At 35.0% G+C, this 19947-nt stretch carries 17 protein-coding genes and 1 riboswitch; of the genes, 8 read left to right on the top strand and 9 right to left on the bottom strand.

All coding sequences use genetic code 11. From position 1 onward, the window contains the following. The first annotated feature begins 7 nt into the window (after positions 1-7). From JNUCC74_RS06710 to crcB, 4 genes are all read left to right on the top strand, one after another. On the top strand, positions 8-853 hold the full coding sequence (locus JNUCC74_RS06710) for a metal ABC transporter permease (protein ID WP_077320113.1): 846 nt from the start codon (positions 8-10) through the stop codon (positions 851-853). A gap of 250 nt (positions 854-1103) precedes the next feature. After that, on the top strand, positions 1104-1529 hold the full coding sequence (locus JNUCC74_RS06705; RefSeq protein WP_077320112.1) for a Fur family transcriptional regulator: 426 nt from the start codon (positions 1104-1106) through the stop codon (positions 1527-1529). Further along, positions 1502-1900: a fluoride efflux transporter FluC gene (locus JNUCC74_RS06700; protein WP_454067407.1), complete on the top strand. Its 399-nt coding sequence runs from the start codon at positions 1502-1504 to the stop codon at positions 1898-1900. The genes JNUCC74_RS06705 and JNUCC74_RS06700 overlap by 28 nt, the downstream gene beginning before the upstream one ends. Beyond that, positions 1897-2244 carry a fluoride efflux transporter CrcB gene (crcB, locus tag JNUCC74_RS06695; protein ID WP_077320110.1) on the top strand — a complete coding sequence of 116 codons (348 nt, stop codon included), beginning with the start codon at positions 1897-1899 and terminating at the stop codon, positions 2242-2244. The genes JNUCC74_RS06700 and crcB overlap by 4 nt, the downstream gene beginning before the upstream one ends. 112 nt (positions 2245-2356) lie before the next feature. On the opposite strand, the gene JNUCC74_RS06690 is transcribed toward crcB, so the two are convergent. From JNUCC74_RS06690 to JNUCC74_RS06670, 5 genes are all read right to left on the bottom strand, one after another. After that, on the bottom strand, positions 2357-3139 hold the full coding sequence (locus JNUCC74_RS06690; protein ID WP_454067406.1) for a VLRF1 family aeRF1-type release factor: 783 nt from the start codon (positions 3137-3139) through the stop codon (positions 2357-2359). Between the two features lie 67 nt (positions 3140-3206). Continuing rightward, positions 3207-3521, bottom strand: coding sequence for a DMT family transporter (locus tag JNUCC74_RS06685; protein WP_077320108.1), 315 nt, complete (start codon positions 3519-3521; stop codon positions 3207-3209). Continuing rightward, on the bottom strand, positions 3518-3859 hold the full coding sequence (locus JNUCC74_RS06680; RefSeq protein WP_454067405.1) for a DMT family transporter: 342 nt from the start codon (positions 3857-3859) through the stop codon (positions 3518-3520). Before JNUCC74_RS06680 ends, JNUCC74_RS06685 begins: the two co-directional genes overlap by 4 nt. A 198-nt stretch (positions 3860-4057) precedes the next feature. Then, positions 4058-4154: riboswitch (guanidine-I (ykkC/yxkD leader) on the bottom strand. Positions 4155-4358: 204 nt separating this feature from the next. Further along, on the bottom strand, positions 4359-5873 hold the full coding sequence (locus JNUCC74_RS06675; protein ID WP_454067404.1) for a BCCT family transporter: 1515 nt from the start codon (positions 5871-5873) through the stop codon (positions 4359-4361). Between the two features lie 233 nt (positions 5874-6106). Beyond that, on the bottom strand, positions 6107-6667 hold the full coding sequence (locus JNUCC74_RS06670; RefSeq protein ID WP_454067403.1) for a nitroreductase family protein: 561 nt from the start codon (positions 6665-6667) through the stop codon (positions 6107-6109). A 744-nt stretch (positions 6668-7411) separates the two neighbouring features. Here JNUCC74_RS06670 and JNUCC74_RS06665 point away from each other — a divergent pair. Continuing rightward, positions 7412-7567 carry a hypothetical protein gene (locus JNUCC74_RS06665; protein WP_454067402.1) on the top strand — a complete coding sequence of 52 codons (156 nt, stop codon included), beginning with the start codon at positions 7412-7414 and terminating at the stop codon, positions 7565-7567. A 160-nt stretch (positions 7568-7727) separates the two neighbouring features. On the opposite strand, the gene JNUCC74_RS06660 is transcribed toward JNUCC74_RS06665, so the two are convergent. Continuing rightward, a complete protein-coding gene (locus JNUCC74_RS06660) occupies positions 7728-10082 on the bottom strand; it encodes a nitric-oxide reductase large subunit (protein ID WP_454067401.1) in 2355 nt (784 codons plus the stop codon). Between the two features lie 793 nt (positions 10083-10875). Between JNUCC74_RS06660 and JNUCC74_RS06655 the strand changes: the two genes are divergently transcribed. Together JNUCC74_RS06655 and JNUCC74_RS06650 are read left to right on the top strand one after the other, a co-directional pair. Next, complete coding sequence (locus tag JNUCC74_RS06655) at positions 10876-11055, top strand: DinB family protein (protein ID WP_454067850.1); 180 nt, start codon at positions 10876-10878, stop codon at positions 11053-11055. Positions 11056-12139: 1084 nt separating this feature from the next. Next, a complete protein-coding gene (locus JNUCC74_RS06650; RefSeq protein WP_454067400.1) occupies positions 12140-12970 on the top strand; it encodes a hypothetical protein in 831 nt (276 codons plus the stop codon). A 744-nt stretch (positions 12971-13714) separates the two neighbouring features. Here the strand turns inward: JNUCC74_RS06650 and JNUCC74_RS06645 are convergent. Both JNUCC74_RS06645 and aceA read right to left on the bottom strand, forming a co-directional pair. Continuing rightward, the gene (locus JNUCC74_RS06645; protein ID WP_454067399.1) at positions 13715-15034 is read right to left on the bottom strand and encodes a C40 family peptidase; all 1320 of its coding nucleotides are present in this window, start codon (positions 15032-15034) and stop codon (positions 13715-13717) included. A gap of 339 nt (positions 15035-15373) precedes the next feature. Beyond that, the gene (gene aceA / locus JNUCC74_RS06640; RefSeq protein ID WP_454067398.1) at positions 15374-16651 is read right to left on the bottom strand and encodes an isocitrate lyase; all 1278 of its coding nucleotides are present in this window, start codon (positions 16649-16651) and stop codon (positions 15374-15376) included. A gap of 388 nt (positions 16652-17039) precedes the next feature. Here aceA and JNUCC74_RS06635 point away from each other — a divergent pair, with 388 nt between their 5' ends. Further along, positions 17040-18047: an aromatic acid exporter family protein gene (locus JNUCC74_RS06635; protein ID WP_454067397.1), complete on the top strand. Its 1008-nt coding sequence runs from the start codon at positions 17040-17042 to the stop codon at positions 18045-18047. A gap of 636 nt (positions 18048-18683) precedes the next feature. Here the strand turns inward: JNUCC74_RS06635 and JNUCC74_RS06630 are convergent. Next, entirely contained in the window at positions 18684-19871 is a 1188-nt protein-coding gene (locus JNUCC74_RS06630) for an IS110 family transposase (protein ID WP_454067396.1), read from the bottom strand. Positions 19872-19947: the final 76 nt, after the last annotated feature.

Genomic DNA, 19947 nt, shown 5'->3' with positions numbered 1-19947 from the left:
AAACGGTATGCTAGCAGACTTTTTAGAATATGATTTTTTACGTAATACATTTTTTACAGGGATTTTAATTGGGATTATTGCTCCGTTGTTAGGAACATTTATTGTTGTTAGACGGCTATCATTATTAGCTGATGCACTATCACATGTTACATTAGCCGGGATAGCTTTTGGACTATTAATGGAGAAGAAATTTGCCATTATGCTTAGCCCTTTATATAGCGGTATGGCCTTTTCTGTGATTGGCTCCATATTAATTGAAAAGCTAAGAGGCGTTTATAAAGCCTATCAAGAGATAGCAATTCCCATTATCCTTTCTGGAGGAGTTGGACTTAGCGTTATTTTTATTTCCATCGCAAATGGATTTAATACAGATTTATTTAATTATTTATTCGGGTCTGTATCCGCAGTGAGTAGAAATGATTTTTACTCGATTGCAGTAATTTCTTTCTTTATCGTTGTGATCATTCTATTATTTTATAAAGAATTATTTGCGCTTTCCTTTGATGAGGAATATGCAACGATATCTGGACTGCATTCTAAAGCGATTCATCTTTTGTTTATCGTGTTAACAGCACTTGTTATCGCTGCTTCCATTCGAATTGTGGGCGTGTTACTTGTATCTGCACTAATGACATTACCCGTTGCTGCTAGTATGCGATTAGCAAAAGGTTTTAAACAAATGGTTATGTTGTCTATTGTATTTGGTGAAATTGCTGTTATTATAGGATTAGTCACCGGGTATTATTTAAGAATACCATCAGGCGGCACCATTGTTATGACATCGATACTTATTTTGTTATTCGTTATGTTTATAAAGCGAAGAAGGAGTAAAATAGGAAGTAGTACAGCTTGACTTTACAGAGGAAGAAGTAGTTAAACTCCGACATGTAAGGTGTCGTAATTCTTTCGTTTTAATGGTTTTGCAATTAAAAAATCAAAGTGCTAAGAAAACGGCATCTAAATATCCGATTGATTTGAATCGACAGGACATACTTCGGTACCGATTCATCGCGTTTTTTCATGGACGCCTGCGATCTTAACGAACTTGGTCTATTTCTTCTCTTTTTGAATATGCGCTTTAACTAAAAAGTGAGGGAAGCTTAATGAACAAAAATGAAGCGATCGAACTTTTACAGAAAAAAGGATATAAAATAACAAGCAAACGAAAAGATATCCTCTCCTTTTTTGAGCAAGTGGACGGATACCGTACTGCTAAAGATCTTTGTACCCATTTGGAAAAAAAATATCCCGGGATCAGTTTTGATACGATATATCGAAACCTCCACTTATTTCATCAATTAGAAATTTTGGAAACAACTGAATTAAATGGGGAAAAGCATTTCCGTATGAATTGTTCTCAAGATCACCATCATCACTTTATATGTAGGGATTGTGGGAAAACAAAGAAAATTGAAATTTGTCCGATCGATGAAGTCAAAGAAGTATTAGCTGATTACTCCATTGAAGGACATAAATTTGAAATTTATGGAAGGTGCCCCAGATGCAAAGCAACTCTAACCTCAAATTAACCGTAATAATTGGACTAGGTGGAGCGGTCGGTGCAATGGGAAGGTATGGCATATCTGTTTTATTAACAGAAGAAGGCTTTCCCATTGCGACGTTATGTACAAATTTATTTGGGTGTTTTTTGCTTAGTTTTTTAGTACATCAAAATCATATAAAGAAACTTCTCCCTACTTCTATATTTACCGCTTTAACGGTGGGGTTAATTGGATCTTTTACTACTTTTTCTACTTTTAGTGTAGAAACCATAGCGCTATGGAATTCAACCAAAATATTAGCAGTACTCTATATTATGATTAGTGTAGTTGGAGGGCTTCTATTTTGCTTAGCGGGATATAAAGTGGGAATAGGTAATAGAGAGAAGGCAAAAAGTTGAGTTTTTTATTAGTAGCTGTTGGTGGATTTTTTGGAAGTATTCTGCGTTATGAGTTATCTTTATTAGCACAAAAAAGATTAATTGGAACATGGGGAGCGAATATTACCGGCTCCATCCTTCTAGCATTTTTAGTTCATTTACAACTTAATGGCATGCTTTCTCAAAATTGGTGGTTGCTGTTAGGAGTAGGTTTTTGCGGTGCTTATACCACTTTTTCCACATTTGGCAATGAAACATTACAGCTATTGTTACATCAAAAGCTAAAGCAAGCTGTATTTTATATCACTATCTCTCTTTTCCTTTCTTTATTACCAGTATTTTTTATCTTATCACTCCATCGTTAATTGAGAGCTACGCTTGACATTCGTGATTGCCTAACCATCACTTATACATAAAGATGTTACCATTTCAAATCAGAGTACTTAAAGTGTAAAAAGAGTCTGCACAGACTCTTTTTTAACCAAATATCTCTTTTAATATGTTAGATTTTTGATGATCGAGCATGTTTTTATTAATTACTTCATCTGGTGATTTATTCATCTGATCTTGAAATGCTTGTGCCTGACCTGGTTCTCCAACGATAAATACTTTTTCCCATTGTTTATCTGCGGCTAACTTATCCATTTCAGGAGCAATTTTTTTATACCAACGTTGTTTATTTGCTTCAAAACGAGCGTATAAGTCATCTTTTTGAAGTGTTGGATTACCAGGTTCTATCGTTGTTTTTTCACGCCAATCATCAATTTCCAAGTCAAATTCATACATTTTTACCGCTTCAACCTCATTTAAATAAGCTTCCATTAATTTCACTTTATTTTGTTGAACAAGAATGATTCCTGATTTTGGGTATTGTTCCTTCAATTTTTTCAATTGATCCAATACTGGTGTTTCTTGCCAGAAAAAGACTGTTTTCAAACGCATTTGTACCCTTACAGCGAACCAAACTTCTTCATCTGCTGTTGTAATAAGAATAATACCACGGCGAAATTGTTGTTCATTCATCCGAATATATTTTTCTACTTGCTGTTTTACTTGTTGGAAACAATTTAATTCTTCTTTATTATCTGCTTCTTTTAAATACTGTTCAAAGTTGCGCATGCCGTTTTTAAATTGTATCTTCCATTCTCCCCCTTGTTGTTCAGGATCAGAGGGGTCCGTGTTTAAATACATTGTAAAAACTTTACTTGGACTTTCTCTATGAACCGCTGCTAGTCGCTTCAGTTCTTTATTCAAATCCATGATCTGCACTCCCTTATAATGTTACGACTTAGTAGTGTATATCCGTTAATAAGGCTTATTAAACATCCTAAGAGATCGACTTTAAACCAACTGCTGCACACAATATCATACTTATGAATAATAATCGCCGCCAGTCTTTTGATTCCTGAAAAAACAGCATTCCAGCTAGTGCACTCCCTACCGTACCCATTCCAGTCCAGACCGCATAAGCAGTACTCATAGGAATCGTCTCCATTGCAATACCTAACAATGTGAAGCTTAAGCCAAATCCGCCAAATAACCATATAAACGAAGTTTTATCTGCTTTTTGATTAACTTTATTAATTCCCATAACGCCGATTACTTCACTAAAACCTGCTAACAATAGAACAACCCAGTTCATGAGGATACCTCTCCTTTATCTTTTTCTGGGGTGACCATTTTAAGTCCAAACACGCCAGTAATTAATAACAAAATAAGTGCTATTTTTATTAAGCGAATGGCTTCACCAAATAAAACAATTTCTGCAATTACAGTTCCTGATGTTCCTATTCCTGTAAAAACTGCATAACTTGTTCCTACAGGTAATCTTCGTGAAGCAATTACAAGTAAATGCATACTAATATAAATTGCCAATATAGTTAATCCCCATTCTATCCAGGTTGTGGAATGTTTTAATCCAATAACCCAGCCTATTTCAAAAAGACCTGCAAGAAAAACAATATTCCAGTCTCTATTCATCAATATTCACCTCAAGTTTCTGTTTTAATAGGCTAAATTTTAGCGTAAACTAGTGTATAGTAAAATAACGAGAACCTGACTATCACTATTGGAATGCACTTCTTTGAAAGCAATAAAATTGTTTCCACGGCGAAATTACTTTCATGCTTTAATACTTTCTAACATAAAAAAGCTCGGAAAGATATCCAAAATCCGATATCCTCCCGGGCTTTTATCCCTCCGTGTACACATAAATGTGCATTTTCTCTTGGTCCAGACCAAAACATATTTTTGCGGAACCCTAGAAAATAAATAATTTACGTTTTTATTTCTTTTCATTATAGCAACTTTAAATAGTTACGTCAAAGTATCACCTTGTTTTTTACTTTATTTCAACATAAATAACTAGCAGCTATGGTGGTTTAATAAGTATACGCTTTTATTAACCTTCTTAATTAAGCCGTTAATCATTCCTTCAAGGATAAAGTTTTCAAGCAACATATAGTTCTGCTTTTTTCTTTTAATCACCATCTTCCCTTTGTTTAGCTTTCTTATAGTCCTCATTAATCATTTTGGTGAAGGAAACTACCATAATTAGTAATATAACAGTAAATGGCAATGCTGAAATTAATGAAGCGGTTTGCAGTGCTTCTAACCCACCTGCTAAAAGAAGTACAACAGCAATTGCTGTGATTAGAAGACCCCAAACTATTTTCGTAATTAATGCCGGATTTAAACTACCTCTTGATGTCATTGAACCTAAAATATACGTCGCAGAATCTGCAGAAGTGACAATAAAAGTAAATATTAGAAATATAGAAAGTATAGAAAGAATGGTGGTCATTGGCAGATGCTGATATGTTTCAAATAGTGCTACGGCAATATCCGCATGAACAGCCTCTGCTATTGATGTGCCATTCATTAAATCATTGAATATTGCTGTTCCCCCAAAAGCGGCAATCCAGACACAAGCAATAGCCGGGGACACTACTAACACACCGATGACATATTGTCTAATGCTCCGTCCCCTTGATACCCGAGCTACAAATGCACCAACGAATGGAGACCAAGCGGTAGACCATGCCCAATAGAATATGGTCCATTCCCTTACCCATGTGTCCCCAGTATACGGAGTAAGCCGCAGACTATATTGAATAAAATTAGAAAAATAATCCCCTAATCCTAAAACAAATGTATTTAAGATAAATACAGTTGGTCCTGCTAAAAAGACAAAAACAAGCAACAATAAGCATAATCCAAGATTAATATTACTTAACCATTTAATTCCTCTATCCAACCCAGTACTCGAAGAAATTAAATACGTCATTAACATGACTCCAGCAATAATCATTTGCACCCAAATAGATGAAGGTACATCAAAGACTGATTTTAGCCCACCGTTCATTTGCAATATACCTAAACCTAATGATGTTGCAACTCCCATTACTGTTGCGACAACCGCCAATGAATCAACTGTACCAGCAATTAATTTATTTCTTCCAATAATAGGCTGGATAGATGTTGAAATTAATCCTCTCCGCTTTTTCTTAAACTGTAGATACGCTATTACTAAACCCACAACAGCAAATACAGACCACTGACTAATTCCCCAGTGAAAAAAAGCATACCCCATTGCTATTCTTGCAGACTCTTCCGTCATCGCTTCTAATTCAGGAAAAGGGGTTTTTAAAAAATGACTCATTGGTTCCGCTACTCCCCAAAAAACTAATCCAGCGCCAAAACCAGCTGAAAACAGCATGCCGATCCAAGTAAAAAAGGAGTATTCTGGCTTCGAATCAGCTGCTCCTAATTTTATTTTTCCGTATTTGCTCAAGGAAAGCACGATTAAAAATATGATAAAGATAAATATGGATAATAAATAAAACCATCCAAAATTGATTGTTGTAAAGTTAAATAATTTTTCTGCTGCCTTGCCAAATTTAACTGGCATGATTGCTCCTATAACTACGAGCAGTAACACAAAACAAGCTGAAACATAAAATACAGGGTTATTAAACGAATTGTTAGGCTTCATAACATATCCTTTCTTTAATGTAAATAATAAGGAAGTGGAGAGAAGTTTTTTAAATTGTAACTTTTGCTTGAATTTTTAAACATAGATTACTACAAATAATCTAACGTACATGTGCATAAAAAAAGATGATACATGGTGACGTGTCATCTTTTATATTTAATTGATGTATCCTAGCTTTTGGTTGAACTATACCAAAAATAAGTAACCATACTTACCGATTTTCAAAACTACCTTCAAAAACAAATTCCTCGATTTTTCCTAGTAGATGGTACTTCCCGTTGCTGTAAACTTTCCGGAAGAGCTTGCTTATCCCCTTGATATCCAATGGCAACAATAGCATGAATAGCATAATTATCTGGAATCTCTAATACTTGCTTTGCTTTTACTCGATCAAATCCTCCCATCGCATGTGTTGAAATTCCCTTTCGCGCTGCCTCTAATGCTAAAAATCCCCAAGCAGCTCCCGTATCAAAAGCATGAGTCGGGTTCTTACTGCCCGGACGCTTCCTATCCGTTTTAGAAATGATAGCTACCAATACAGGTGCATGCTTACACCAAATTACATTAGACTCATCAATAAATGATAAAAATTTCTTTTTATCCGCATCTTGCTTAGCTATAATAAAACGCCATGGCTGCATATTTGCTGCAGACGGTGCCCATTTAGCTGCTTCAAATAAACTATTCAAATCATCTTTGGTAATATCCTTTGATAAAAACGCTCTTGGAGACCACCTTCGTATATATATTGGATCAATTGGATAATTCGGTTTTCGATAATCTTGAATCTTCACTTTATCTCCCCTTTCATCAAATTACACATGTACTGTTACCATTATAACGAAAAAAACGGAATATTTACCATTAATAAAAATATTTTAGCTAATAGATTAGAGATTCCATCGTATTATTTAACTTAATATACCGTTACTACAAAGTTAATATAGCAAATTTATAAAACTAAAAATATGACAGCAACAATCCCAGCTGGTTGTACATATGCATAAGAGTTAAAATTCTACAATGATAAGTCTTTGTTTACATGGACATTTACTTTTTGAACTCGGATATTGACCAAGATTAAAACCATCCCTCGAAAACTCCATTTCTTATGTAGTTATTGTATAACTATCGAATCCTTTCATATTCTATAAATCAGGATTATTCGGATTTTTGATCGATAATACTACTAGATTATAAAATTTTGAATACGAGTATGAAATGCGCTTAAAATAATAAAGTGCGGTGTACTTCATGTCTTTGTGTGTGTATACTTTATCCGTTCTATCTTTATACCCCATAATGCGTTTATAGATAGCCTATTTGCTCCTGCATTGCCCATAAGGGTAGCAAAGGGTATGCCTACAGTCATGAGGTCTGTTCTAGTGTTAGCTGCTCTATAATTTTTTTCGACCTTTTATAATAGTAGCATAGTAATCATTTTGTCGTTTTTGTGGTTAGTAACAAAAGATCGGTGTTAGAATCCATGTGAGCTTTATCTTTCAGGTTCAAAGATCATTTATTATTGGCTACACGTTATGGAAATCTACATAGGTATTCACTGGAAGTCTCGAGAGTTAATTACCATTGCACCTGATACACATGTTATAAAGGCATCTGTAAAGTTAGGTCTATGTTCTAAAGAAGTATTAAAAGGTACGAATCGTGACCGAAAGACTGTTGCGGAAGCATGATCAAAAGTATTGGATGGTAGTCAAATAGACCCTATAGATCTCCATACTTCATTATGGTTATGAGCTGAGCTGGATTCCCAGCACCGTTGCTTGACCATCTCTAAAGCAAAAACAACGAGGTAACTATTTTTCCTAGTTACCTCGTTTTCAATTCATCTACTTATTCTTCTGCTTCAGGTATGCTATCTCCACCTTTATATTTAGGTTTTTTCAGATGGAACATAATTTTTATCGTAAATACAACCAAGATGATCACACCTATGAGAAAGATTGTATCTGGTACGGCACGCCATAATAATAGATCTTGAATAATATCTTGTTGTAGAAACTCACTTGTTCGTGACGCCCAATACCCATTATCGAAGGCTTCCTTCAATTGGATAAATCCAATTGGTGTTAAGGAAACAAATACCATTCCAAATAATCCGATATTTAGTAGCCAGAATGACCATTTCAACCATGTATCATTCCATTTCTCAGGCTTAACCACATTTCGCAGTGAGTAGATAAGTACAGCTATTGCAAACATTCCATAAACACCCATCATTGCTGCATGACCATGTGCAGGTGTTAACTGCTGACCATGTTCAAAGTAGTTGACGGCTGGAAGGTTAATTAAGAATCCTGTTACACCAGCACCAACAACATTCCAGATAGAAGTTGCGATTAAGAACCAGAAAGTAAGTTTATATGGAAAATCTACCCCGCCGGCACGCATCATTTTGTATTGATCGTAAGCCTCTAGCACTAACAATGTTAATGGAATAATTTCTAAGGCACTAAATACAGCACCAACTGCTATCCATGCCTCTGGTGAACCATTGTAATAGTAATGGTGACCAACCCCTAATACACCTGTTCCAAGTAATAAAATAATTTGGAAATAGAACATTCGAACAACCGATGACTTCGTTACAAGTTTCATGCTTACTAGCATATACCCAATGATGACAACAGCAAATACCTCAAAAATTCCCTCTACCCATAAATGAACTACCCACCAACGCCAGTAGTCTGACATCGTGAAGCTTTGTCCAGGTGTAACGAAAAATGCAAATATATAGAAAGCTGGGACTGCGATCGATGCATAGAATAATAAGTGGATTAATCCACCTTTATCTCGCTCTTTTTTAAGTCCATGATGGATTCCACGATATACGATATAGAGCCATATCGCCAATCCGCTTACAAGGGCAATTTGCCACACACGTCCTAACTCTAAATACTCCCAGCCTTGGTGACCGAGTAGGAACCATAAGTTACCGAGGAACCCTTTGACGCCTAACCACTCACCAACCATGGAGCCACCAACAACGACAACTAATGCCCAGAATAAAATATCAACCAGGAATCCTTGACGTTTTGGTTCGATACCACCAACATTTGGTGCAAAATAGATCCCCATACCTAGCCATGCTGTTGCAATCCAGAAAATGGCTAGCTGTAGATGATAGCCTTTTGCAACCTCAAATGGTAATAGATCATAGATCCATTTAATACCAAAGAAGGCGTCTGGTTCAGTATAATAATGAGCTAATAAAGCGCCAAACATCACTTGAACAAAGAACATTATAGTAACGAGTAAGAAGAATTTGGCAGATTTAACTTGTGATGTGGTTACTGCTTTATTTCTTAAATTATAGACCGGGTAATTATTCTTCGTAAATGCTGGTGTCATGCCAAAATGATATTTATAGAAAACAAATAGAACAATTGCCACAAATAGTGCAAGGATGGTTATACTTACACCACTCCACAGTATAGCAGAATAAGACATCGTATTTCCTGCATCTTCATAAAATGGCCAGTTATTTGTGTAAGATATATCATCTCCGATTCGATTTGTACTAGATAACCATGCTGTCCAAAAGAAGAAGTCAGATATTTGTTCAATTTGATCTCCCTCCGCTACATAGTTACGATCTTTCTCTGGAAGATGCGACTCTTGAATTAATCCTGCTTCTAATCCCCAACCATCTCCATTTACAAATATATCACGGTAATATGCTTCTACTTTTTCAATTCCATATACTTGAGCATCCGTAACGTAAAGGATACTTTCATCTTCATTAAATCGATTTTTTCGTATTTCAGAAATTACCTTATCCTTTATCACGGCTGCATTCTCATCACTTAGTTCATTATATGCTTTACCGTAGTCTAGATCTGCGTAATAATCCTGCATGCCCTCCGTATATATTTTCAATGCCTCAGCAGTATAGTCGGGTCCCATATAGGAACCATTTCCAAGTAAGGTACCATAATCCATTAGTCCATACTTTTGGAAAACAGCCTGACCGCCTTTAATTGAATCCTTTGTCATAATGACTTCCCCATCTGGTGTAACTACTTCTAATGGGGTTGGTGCTTGGTTTTTAAAGACCCAGAACCCCCCAACAATAAGGGCAGTAAAACTGAGCACTAGTGTAATGATTGTGATAGATTTTAATAGTCCATTAACCGTTGTAGGCTGTTTATCCTTCGAATTAAATATATTTTTGTTATTTTTATCCATTCTGATCCCCCTCTTTTCGAATTGTGAATATAAACATATAGTTATAAATAAATATAAAGAGATAGCAGTCAGATTATTTTTGTTAAACAATTCACATATGAACTTTAAAAAAACAGACATTCGCTAAGCCTTTATACGAATGCTAATAGTTGCACTTATGCAGCATAAGAAAGTTTATACTTTTGTTTATTCGCTGATTAAAATAAAATAACTTGGTCATACCTGAAACTACTAAAACAAAAATGTTAGGTGGTTTTCATATGTTAATGAAATGAATGTGTTCCATATCGCAGATGGTATGTCGCCGTTTAGTAAAGAACATGAATACTCGGGCCTTGGTGGATACTACATCCTATGTTGATCATACGTTAGCTACCAGGACTGATATAATTTTGTACCTGCCAAAAATTGAATCTTCTCTTACGTCACCTTTCACATTCATTCTAGTTGCGAACTTACTTCTTATTTAACTGCTAATCTCGGGTTTTTAGTTCATCAAATTACAATCCATTTGTTTATCACTCCCCTCCTTTAGTTTTATTATTTAATAAGTGAATACCAAAAAAACTTGACCTACATCAATTTTTACTCACAAACCATACTTTATAAATGTGAATGTCATTTTTTGTTCAAAAATGCAATACTCTTTGAAAAATTGACCTACATCAATTATTTTTTAAAATGGTCTTATTATGCTAATGATACTGAACGGAAGGAGATATACTGCAAGAGATTAAACGTCTTGAATTGTAATTTTATCTATCAAAATTGATGAAGGGGTGAGCATATGTTAATGAAAAGACTTGGGCAAACAAGAGGAGTTTTATTGAATTGTTTAAAAGATCTATCCAATGAAAAATTGAACCAAAAACCAAGTAAAAAAGAGTGGAGTATCTCACAAGTCATTTTTCATTTATATGCGATAGAAAAGGAAACAGCAAATAATATAACAATCCTTAAATGCATCAAATAAGAAAGTAAAACGTAAAGATGTAACGTATATTTTGGTCGTTTCAAAAAAATGAAAGCAACCAATGAACCACTTGAAACATTCCTTCCCAAAAAATTTACTACAATTACTGGAAGAATCAAGGTTTCAATAATTGCAAGCTCTTTTTAAGGAAATACATAAAGATGACTTATGAAAATGTCGGCTGTTTATCCTACATTTGGGGAAATTTGAAAGCTTAACTGACGATATTTGCTTACATAAACGACGACATACCATACAAATAAAAGAAATGAAGCAAAAAATAGTTAATCGAAATGAAAGGATAATAAATATGCCGAAATAATTAATAGAATATTATAAAATTTAAATATACATCACGCTGAAACTATCCCAACATGAAAAACAAAAAAGCGATGAAAGAAGTACCATAAATATGAAGAAAAAGTCGGTCTACGTGGTGCATACGTTAGCTAATCCTTTCAAGCACAACCGATATTCTATTTTGGATTATGCAAATTAATTTGAAAACATGCAGCCGAGCATTTTCGTGGAGCCTTAGTTGAATTACAAATTGCCAATGTATGTACACACCCTACTTTATCGCTATTCCAGGTTTCAAGGATACAATTTTCCAATCCTGATAAGACGTATATTTGCTCTGTTCATGAAATGCTAGATCCAACTAAATAGTTGGTCAACTGCATTCCAAAGACAATACGCATAGAGCAACTTGACGATGGGAAAAATGCTAAATCTACTCGATAGAATGCAAATAATGATAAAAATATTTAGACAACCTTGCTTATCACAACACGTAGGTTATAAGTCTTTTTGTTTGGCTGTTTTTGGAATGATTGTTGTTTTTGCACAAACATATAAACAGCGTAACAAGAGCATGATTTAAATAAGTTGAAACATATTACTAGCAAGGAAAAACACGGAGACGCGTGCGAGCCCGTGAAAACCGTAGTGATTTCCAAATCGATTTTCAGAGCGGTTGTATACTATGTTGCAGTTTATATCAATTGCATAGGACAATAAACAACAAAACTTACGTAATAAGTCTTTTGTCTTATCCAAAATCAATCACTGATGGAGAGATAGTATGAAAATCCAAACAGCTGCTGAACTTATGGAGCAATTTATAGAGAATGGTACATATTATGAGAAAAAATATGTGGAGACACAGTTAAAGAATGATAAGAAGGCATTAAGAAATATTTTAATAGATAGCGATATGAAACGTCACGAATACAAAAGCTTAAATATGGTTGCCAAATTTGTCCCTAGAATGATTTATGAATGGGACGAAAAGGGAATGATCGAATATCTTATGGATTATTTGATACCAGATGTTTATATCGATTGTTTAACAGTTGATCATAAAGAATTATCTTCCATTAAGAACTGGAATGAAATGAGTAAGCCATTTCGTCAAAGGGCTAGCTATTATATCAAATTAAATTTTAATAATACTGGTAAAAATTTGTTAAAGCTAGACTTGGAGGATAATCAAACGAAAGATGAACAGGAATTGCTGACGGAAATAAAAGCTTTACAAGAAAAGAACATAGCTTTAGCTAACGACTTTAACATGCTAAAAGGTAAAATGATTCAGTGCAATCAATTAAATGAAAAACGTAAATTATCTTATAAGTACGGATCAGTCTCCCTGGTGGCAAACAAACCAACATATGATCTTCACCGTTTATTGGATGTATTTGGAGAATCACTTTTTTTGGACTATGGTCACGTTAACAAGCAACGACTACATGATCTTGTACTGAAAGGGTTTATTCATAAGAAAGATATAGAAGGATTTCGAACATTAAAGGATATTCGTTTAGACTTTGTCGTCATGTCAATAGAAGCAGAACAACGTATGTTTGAGGGAATGAATAGAAGAAATAGGTATATACAAAACAACGGGAGGTAAAGTGAAACATCAATCAGTTGGGATTTTCTTTCATCCCCATCATCCCCCACCAAAACTTCTGTGATTGCTTGCATTTTTGAGGTGGACGTCTTACTGCTAGTAACATGCGAGATAAAGTTAGTACCATTTTAACTGTATCTTCTTTAAATTTATTTCTTAAGTTTCGCACTTAGAAACATCAATTCTTGACTAATGTACATTTATTTACTATCTGATATGAATCAAAATTATGTGATTCATTTAGTGTATTATTTACTAATGTATTTAACTTGACGGTCACTCTAAAGGGATATTTGAACGGTGAAAGTCTGAAATAACCATTAATTAAAGTAGCTCAATATATTGGAGTTAGCTTTAAACCTTTTCAGAAGTTGTAAAAAATGGGTTTACCGATAATTGAGATTAACGGAGTAAAACTAGTAAAGAAACAGGATGTTGATGAGTTTTTAAGTTACTATAAAAAAAGTGATACTTGAAAACAGGCTCTAATCCTTTTGTAGTTTGTAACAAAGCTAACAAAAAAGGAGCTTGCGTTTTTTTAATCAACAAATTTTCTTAAACTCCAACATATATTGTAGAACCCTTTTTTACGCTCATTTTTCTATACTCCAACAAATAGTTTAGAGCCAAAAAAGATATCCAGTACCCTAAAATAGATATAATTTCCTAGACAATCAAAAAGCCATTCCTTATAAAATGTCCTATAGGGTACATTTTATAAAAGAATGGCTTCTATTCTGTTAGTTACCTTACACGACGAACAAGCCCATTAAACTTCTGTTTCCAATAACCACTTGTCATTGACTCTATAGACATACCTGGTGTGCTTTGTGAACCAATAAACTGTCCGCCACCAATATATATACCTACATGTCCATTTTTCTTGTAAGTATCAAAGAAAACAAGATCTCCCGGCTGAATTTCACTATACTCTACTTTTGTTCCTGTTCCTGCTAATGCACCTGTGTTGGATGGAATCGAATATCCACCTTGAGCAAATGCCCAAGATACAAATCCGGAACAGTCAAAGCCGCTTTTCGGAGATTTTCCTCCCCATACATAAGGTAGTTTTCCTAGGTATTGATAACCAGCGTTAATCACTGCACTTAAACCGCCACCACCAGATGATTTAGGTTTTGAAGAATAGCGCTGTTTGCTGCTTTGGTTGTTGCTTTGTTTGCTAGCTACTGTCTGCAAATCTCCACCATTGGAATTATTATTTACAGAAGCTGCTGGTCTTGATTCTTCAGTAGCAGCTGCTGTAGTAGCTCGATTACTTGAAGTATCCGCATCGTCAATATTAGCTGCAATGTTTTGTCTTACTTCTGCTTCTAGTGCCGCCAAGTTACTATCTTTAACCTTTAGTTCGTCTTTTAGAGACACAAGTTCATCTTTTTTAGTTTGTAACTTTTCTTTTTTCTTATCATTTTCTTGTTTTTGTTGAGCAATTGTGTCTTGCATACCTTTTAATTCTGTTTCCAACGCTTGTAATTCTTGTAAACTAGCTTGTACTTTTTCTTTCTTTTTCTCTACTTCTTTTTTATCTTTTTCTTGTTCTTCCATTAAATTAACATCTGCATCCGTTATTTTGTTGACAGCAGATACACGATTAATGAATTCTCCAAAGCTTTTAGAACCTAAGACTACTTCAAGGTAGCTGACATCTCCACCGCTTTCTTGGTAAGATACGGCACGTTCTTTAAGCTTGTTGTAACGCTTTTCAATTGCTTCTTCCAGCTTTTTAATTTCTGCTTCGAGTTTAGCCCTTTCTTGCTCTTTTTTAGCAATGTCACTTTTTGCTTTTTCCATTTGTTTATTATTTTCTTTCATCGCTTTATTTACTTGATTAATTTCTTTATTCAAGTCTTCTAGGTCTATTAAAACATCTGCAATTTTTGCTTCTGCGTCTGATAGATTTGCTTTAATTGCTTCACGATCATTTTGAATTTCAGTATGGCTCTTTACATTACTTACTGGTTCAGCTTGTACTTGAGAATGGAAAAAAGCACTGCTAAAACCAACAACTGTTATCGTTGCTACAGTTACGATTGACTTTTTCAACATACTCCCCCACTTTTTTATATTCTACCACGCTTTATATGTATTTTTGCTTCATTCTATCGTGGCTATGTTTTTTATTATAATTAGTTATGTATATCTATCTTCTTAGGCAATTCGTATTATATCAATAAAAAATTGCAGGCGTATTATAGTAATGTTACAATTATATTTCAAAACAGACATAATCCTCTTTAAACCCTTAAAAGAAGCGTCCATTCGCTAATAAATGAACGCTTCTATTTTTCTGTGTTTATAGAAGAATATTGAAAATTCTACAACAATTTCATTGTTTCTAATGCTTTTAAAATTCTATCTATACATGTTAAAGTAGATTCTCTACTATTATGACGTAAATTGCTCTTCTTCTGTCGATCCTTTTAAAGCAGCTGTTGAAAGCGCTCCTCCAGAAATGACTTGTGCTACCTCATCAAAATATCCCGTTCCAACTTCCCTTTGATGTCTTGTAGCAGTATACCCGTATTCTTCCATTGCAAATTCTGCTTGTTGTAACTCAGAATAAGCCTTCATGCCCTCATCTTTATAATTTCTTGCCAGCTCAAACATGCTGTAATTCAACGCATGGAAGCCTGCTAAAGTAACGAATTGGAATTTATAGCCCAGTTTAGCTATTCTTTCTTGGAAACTTGCAATCTCGTCATCTGTTAATTTTCTCTTCCAATTAAATGATGGTGAACAGTTATAAGCTAACAACTTGTTTGGATATTTTGCATGAATTGCCTCAGCAAACTTCTTTGCTTCTTCATAGTTAGGCTCTGCAGTCTCACACCAAATTAAGTCTGCATATGGTGCGTACGCAAGGCCTCGAGCAATTGCCTGATCGATTCCTGCCTTCGTCTTAAAAAATCCTTCTGTTGTACGCTCTCCCGTAATAAATGGTGCATCTTCCTCGTCAATATCACTCGTTATTAAATCAGCAGCATTGGCATCCGTTCTTGCAATAATAACGGTAGGTGTACCCATGACATCAGCCGCTAAACGAGCAGCTATTAAATTACGCACAGCTGTTTGCGTCGGAAGTAAAACTTTTCCGCCTAAATGCCCACATTTTTTTTCCGAAGACAATTGATCCTCAAAATGTACACCAGACGCTCCTGCTTCAATCATAGCTTTCATTAATTCAAAAACATTCAGCTGTCCGCCAAAGCCGGCTTCAGCATCTGCTACAATTGGTGCGAACCAGTCTATTTCATTATTTCCTTCCGAATGATGGATCTGATCCGCTCTTTGTAAAGCTTGGTTAATTCGTTTGACTACATTTGGCACACTATTTACCGGATACAGACTCTGGTCAGGATACATTTGTCCGGCCAAATTTGCATCAGCTGCAACTTGCCAACCACTGAGGTATATAGCCTTCAAGCCTGCCTTAACTTGTTGAACAGCCTGATTACCTGTTAATGCCCCAAGTGCATGAATATAATCTTCCGTGTTGAGAAGATTCCATAATTTTTCTGCCCCTTTTTCCGCCAGTGTGTAAGTAATTTCCATCGATCCTCTTAATCGAATGACATCTTCTGCACGATATGCTCGTTCTACCCCTACCCAGCGTTGATCGTTTTCCCAAGCTTCTTTTAATTCTGCAACACGTTGATTTGTCATGTTTATCCCCCTATTAGTTTTATATGAAATTCACCTATGATAAAGCCGCCCTTTGTTATAATACATTTATCATTGTTATATAACAACAAAGTTAAAAAATTAATCTTGCTTCTTTGAAAGACAATGATCACATTCTTGAATCATACTTTTCCCATCCATCTCCTTACCACAGTCAGGACATATAATCACATCCTTTGTCATTTCCATTTCCACCCCTCCTTTTATATAACAGTTTACCAATTAAATATTTTGTTATAATACAGTTTATGTTATGATGACTAAAATTGCAACCCTTTTTTTCAAGTTAGTTGAAAATTTTTTAAAGTTAGCAGAGAATAGATGAAGAAGTAACATAATTAAGGATATAACATCTAGGAGCTGAACTTGATTGAAACGTTCGTATTTTGTAGGGAGCAGAGTTGTTAAAACTGGAGTTGCCGTATTTTTAACTGCATGGATATGCGATATGTTAAAGGCACCAGCGGTCTTTGCTGTGATAACTGCAATCGTAACGATTGAACCGACCGTTTCTGACTCTATTCGGAAAGGCTTCATTCGTTTTCCTGCTTCAGCAATCGGTGCTGCATACTCGGTATTTTTTATTTACTTATTTGGCAATTCACCAATAACCTACGCTCTTGCTGCTACATTGACGATAGTGACTTGTTTTCGCCTTAAATTACATGCTGGTCTTTTAGTGGCAACACTTACAGCAGTCGCAATGATCGAAGTTATTCACAGCAATTATTTTATTTCATTTTTCATTCGCTTAGGAACTACTACAATTGGTTTGGTTGTTTCTACAATGGTCAATATGTTTGTCCTACCACCTGATTATACGGAAAATATATCTGAGAACATGATGGCGATTCGTAAACGGTTAGGGAAAATGATTAAACATGTATTCTATTCCGTAACAGCGGATGATCCTCTAGTTAATTCATTGCACCTTCAACCGACGAACAAAGTCTATAAAAAGATTCAACAAACAGAAACGCTAATCCGTTTTCAAAAAGATGAAGCAAAATATCATCCGTTAACAGATAATGAAAAGAAATTTTTTCAACGTGCAGAAAAACAGCTTATTTGTTTACGATTCATTCATTATCACATGGATAATATTATTAATATTACACTTCATAGCAATATGTGGGATGAACAAGAAAGAGAAGTTATTCGGCAGGTAACGGATGAGCTTATCGATTCATTACATAATCAAACGGCGATCGATCAGATATATGTAAGTAAACTGAGAGAAATGTACTGGCGAGAAAATGGTATTGCCAGTCGAAAACCTGATGCAGATATAGCTAATTTCCCTCCTGAACTGATTATTATCTATGAATTAATTTCTATTTGTCAATTGACAGAACGTCTGTTAAAACAATCTTCATAATTTCACTATTAAAGTGATCTTAAGCATTTTTTACTGCTACAAGGAAGTAAACGAACAGCTAAAATTTTCTTGTTTTTTTATAAATCAAGTTCCAGAAATGAAATTATAAAAAACGAGCACAGCTAATGTCTCGTTTTTTTGCTGTTAGAGATTGTACGCTAAAAATGACACATCGAATTTCTTCAGACGTTAAAACGGATAAAATTTTAGCTTTGGAGTTCATTCAACATAGTTAAAATTTTTTACGTTCAAAGTTACGTGCAACTAGGCTATGCTTTGCTTGCCGCTGGCTAAGTTTTCTTTATTGGCTTGTTTCTCCGTTCTTTGAGCTTTTTTCCTGCATGCGTCTGGGTCCCAAGGAAACCTTACTCTTGTTCATGCATCTCACTGCATATACTCTAGCTACTCGAACTCGACAGGACGTGCTAGTGTCGGCGTTGCAACAGGACAAGAAAAGCTGCTTGAATCGGCATCGCACGCAGAAAAAGCGTTCTTCTTTTTCAAGACCAGCTATAAAAAGTCAAGGTAAAAATGGAGTGATTTTTGAGATTATGATAAAAGACTCCGATTAAAATTAAGCATACCAAATAAGCCTTCATTAATTTTTTAAAAAAGAAAGCTTAGATTAATTTATTATTAATTATTATTTGGTCTCGGTTCATAAGGTTTTTTATCTCTAAGTATTGCAAAAATGATATGTGTTAATTTCCGAGCAACAGCACCAACAGCTGTACCATGTGCTTTACCACGCTTACGCAATCTTTGGTAATGCAAGGAAAGGGCAGGATCATGGAAACTCGCTACAAACGCAGCTTGCCAAATAGCTCGTCTGAGGTAAGGAGAACCTCGTTTAGAAAGTCGAGTTTTATTACTATTAAAGTCACCAGATTGATGAACAGAGGCGTCTAGGCCTGCAAAAGCAACAAGTTGCTCAGGACGCTCAAAGCGTTGAATGGAACCAATTTCTCCAAGAATGACACACGCGGTAACATCACTAATACCAGTGATCGTTGTCAGAAAATGTTCTTGGCGATTTGAAATATCAATCATTACTTTTTCCATTTTTTCTAGATGTTTTTCAATTAATGAAATTTGTTCTAAAAGAAGTTGAATTTGTAGTTTAAATACATCTGTACCCATAGAAATGCCAAAGGTATTCAACGCACTTTCTCTAATTTGATTCGCTTTATTAAAAGCTTTTGTTTCACCGAGACGCCCTTTACTTAATAACTCAGCTAACTTTTCTGTATCAAGTTGAAGTAAATCTTCAGGTAAAGGGGAGTGTAGTAAAACTTCAGTAGAAGATTTTCCAAATACATCAGAGAAAATTTGTTCATACTCGGGAAAGACTTGATCAAGTAACGAAATTACTTTGCGTTTTAAGTCTGAACACTGATCTACAAAGGAATACCGTAAACGCTCAAGATGTCTTAATTCTAGTAAATCTTCTTCAACGAAAGGAGTTTCCTCTGGCGAATCAATACGGATGACTTGAGCGATCAGGTAGGCATCACTCACATCTGTTTTTGTCTTTCGAATATAAAAATGACGTAAGGCATCCGATTGTAAAGGATTAAAAACGGTTATTTTAAATCCTAATTTATGAAGAAATGAAAAAACAGATAACCAATAATGACCGGTAGCTTCCATACCAACATCTGTGTTATCAGGTATTAACTTATATTGGTTGATAAATTGAAGTAACTTTTCGCTTCCTTTCTTGGAATTTGCGAAACGGACAGTTTTCCCAACGGGATCACCTTTATCATTAATTAAACCTACTTGATGATGCCGCTTACCAATATCAACACCAATATAAAACATAAAAGCACCACCTAATTATTATTTATCAGATGGGAGGAATCCTCTTATCCTTATAGATATTCAACTTCGTTCGATA

The organism is Cerasibacillus sp. JNUCC 74 (genome assembly GCF_053667775.1).
The sequence above is the reverse complement of the archived record's forward strand: the minus strand, read 5'-3'. Positions and strand labels throughout refer to the sequence as shown.

Bases quoted from the DNA above. Each gene is read 5' to 3' on its own strand.
- JNUCC74_RS06675 (WP_454067404.1), bottom strand. From the start codon at position 5,873: ATGAAGCCTAACAATTCGTTTAATAACCCTGTATTTTATGTTTCAGCT.
- JNUCC74_RS06710 (WP_077320113.1), top strand. From the start codon at position 8: ATGCTAGCAGACTTTTTAGAATATGATTTTTTACGTAATACATTTTTT.
- JNUCC74_RS06630 (WP_454067396.1), bottom strand. From the start codon at position 19,871: ATGTTTTATATTGGTGTTGATATTGGTAAGCGGCATCATCAAGTAGGT.
- JNUCC74_RS06680 (WP_454067405.1), bottom strand. From the start codon at position 3,859: ATGAATAGAGACTGGAATATTGTTTTTCTTGCAGGTCTTTTTGAAATA.
- JNUCC74_RS06650 (WP_454067400.1), top strand. From the start codon at position 12,140: ATGAAAATCCAAACAGCTGCTGAACTTATGGAGCAATTTATAGAGAAT.
- JNUCC74_RS06685 (WP_077320108.1), bottom strand. From the start codon at position 3,521: ATGAACTGGGTTGTTCTATTGTTAGCAGGTTTTAGTGAAGTAATCGGC.
- JNUCC74_RS06660 (WP_454067401.1), bottom strand. From the start codon at position 10,082: ATGGATAAAAATAACAAAAATATATTTAATTCGAAGGATAAACAGCCT.
- JNUCC74_RS06655 (WP_454067850.1), top strand. From the start codon at position 10,876: ATGAAAAGACTTGGGCAAACAAGAGGAGTTTTATTGAATTGTTTAAAA.
- aceA (WP_454067398.1), bottom strand. From the start codon at position 16,651: ATGACAAATCAACGTGTTGCAGAATTAAAAGAAGCTTGGGAAAACGAT.
- JNUCC74_RS06705 (WP_077320112.1), top strand. From the start codon at position 1,104: ATGAACAAAAATGAAGCGATCGAACTTTTACAGAAAAAAGGATATAAA.
- JNUCC74_RS06690 (WP_454067406.1), bottom strand. From the start codon at position 3,139: ATGGATTTGAATAAAGAACTGAAGCGACTAGCAGCGGTTCATAGAGAA.
- JNUCC74_RS06665 (WP_454067402.1), top strand. From the start codon at position 7,412: ATGGAAATCTACATAGGTATTCACTGGAAGTCTCGAGAGTTAATTACC.
- JNUCC74_RS06645 (WP_454067399.1), bottom strand. From the start codon at position 15,034: ATGTTGAAAAAGTCAATCGTAACTGTAGCAACGATAACAGTTGTTGGT.
- JNUCC74_RS06700 (WP_454067407.1), top strand. From the start codon at position 1,502: ATGCAAAGCAACTCTAACCTCAAATTAACCGTAATAATTGGACTAGGT.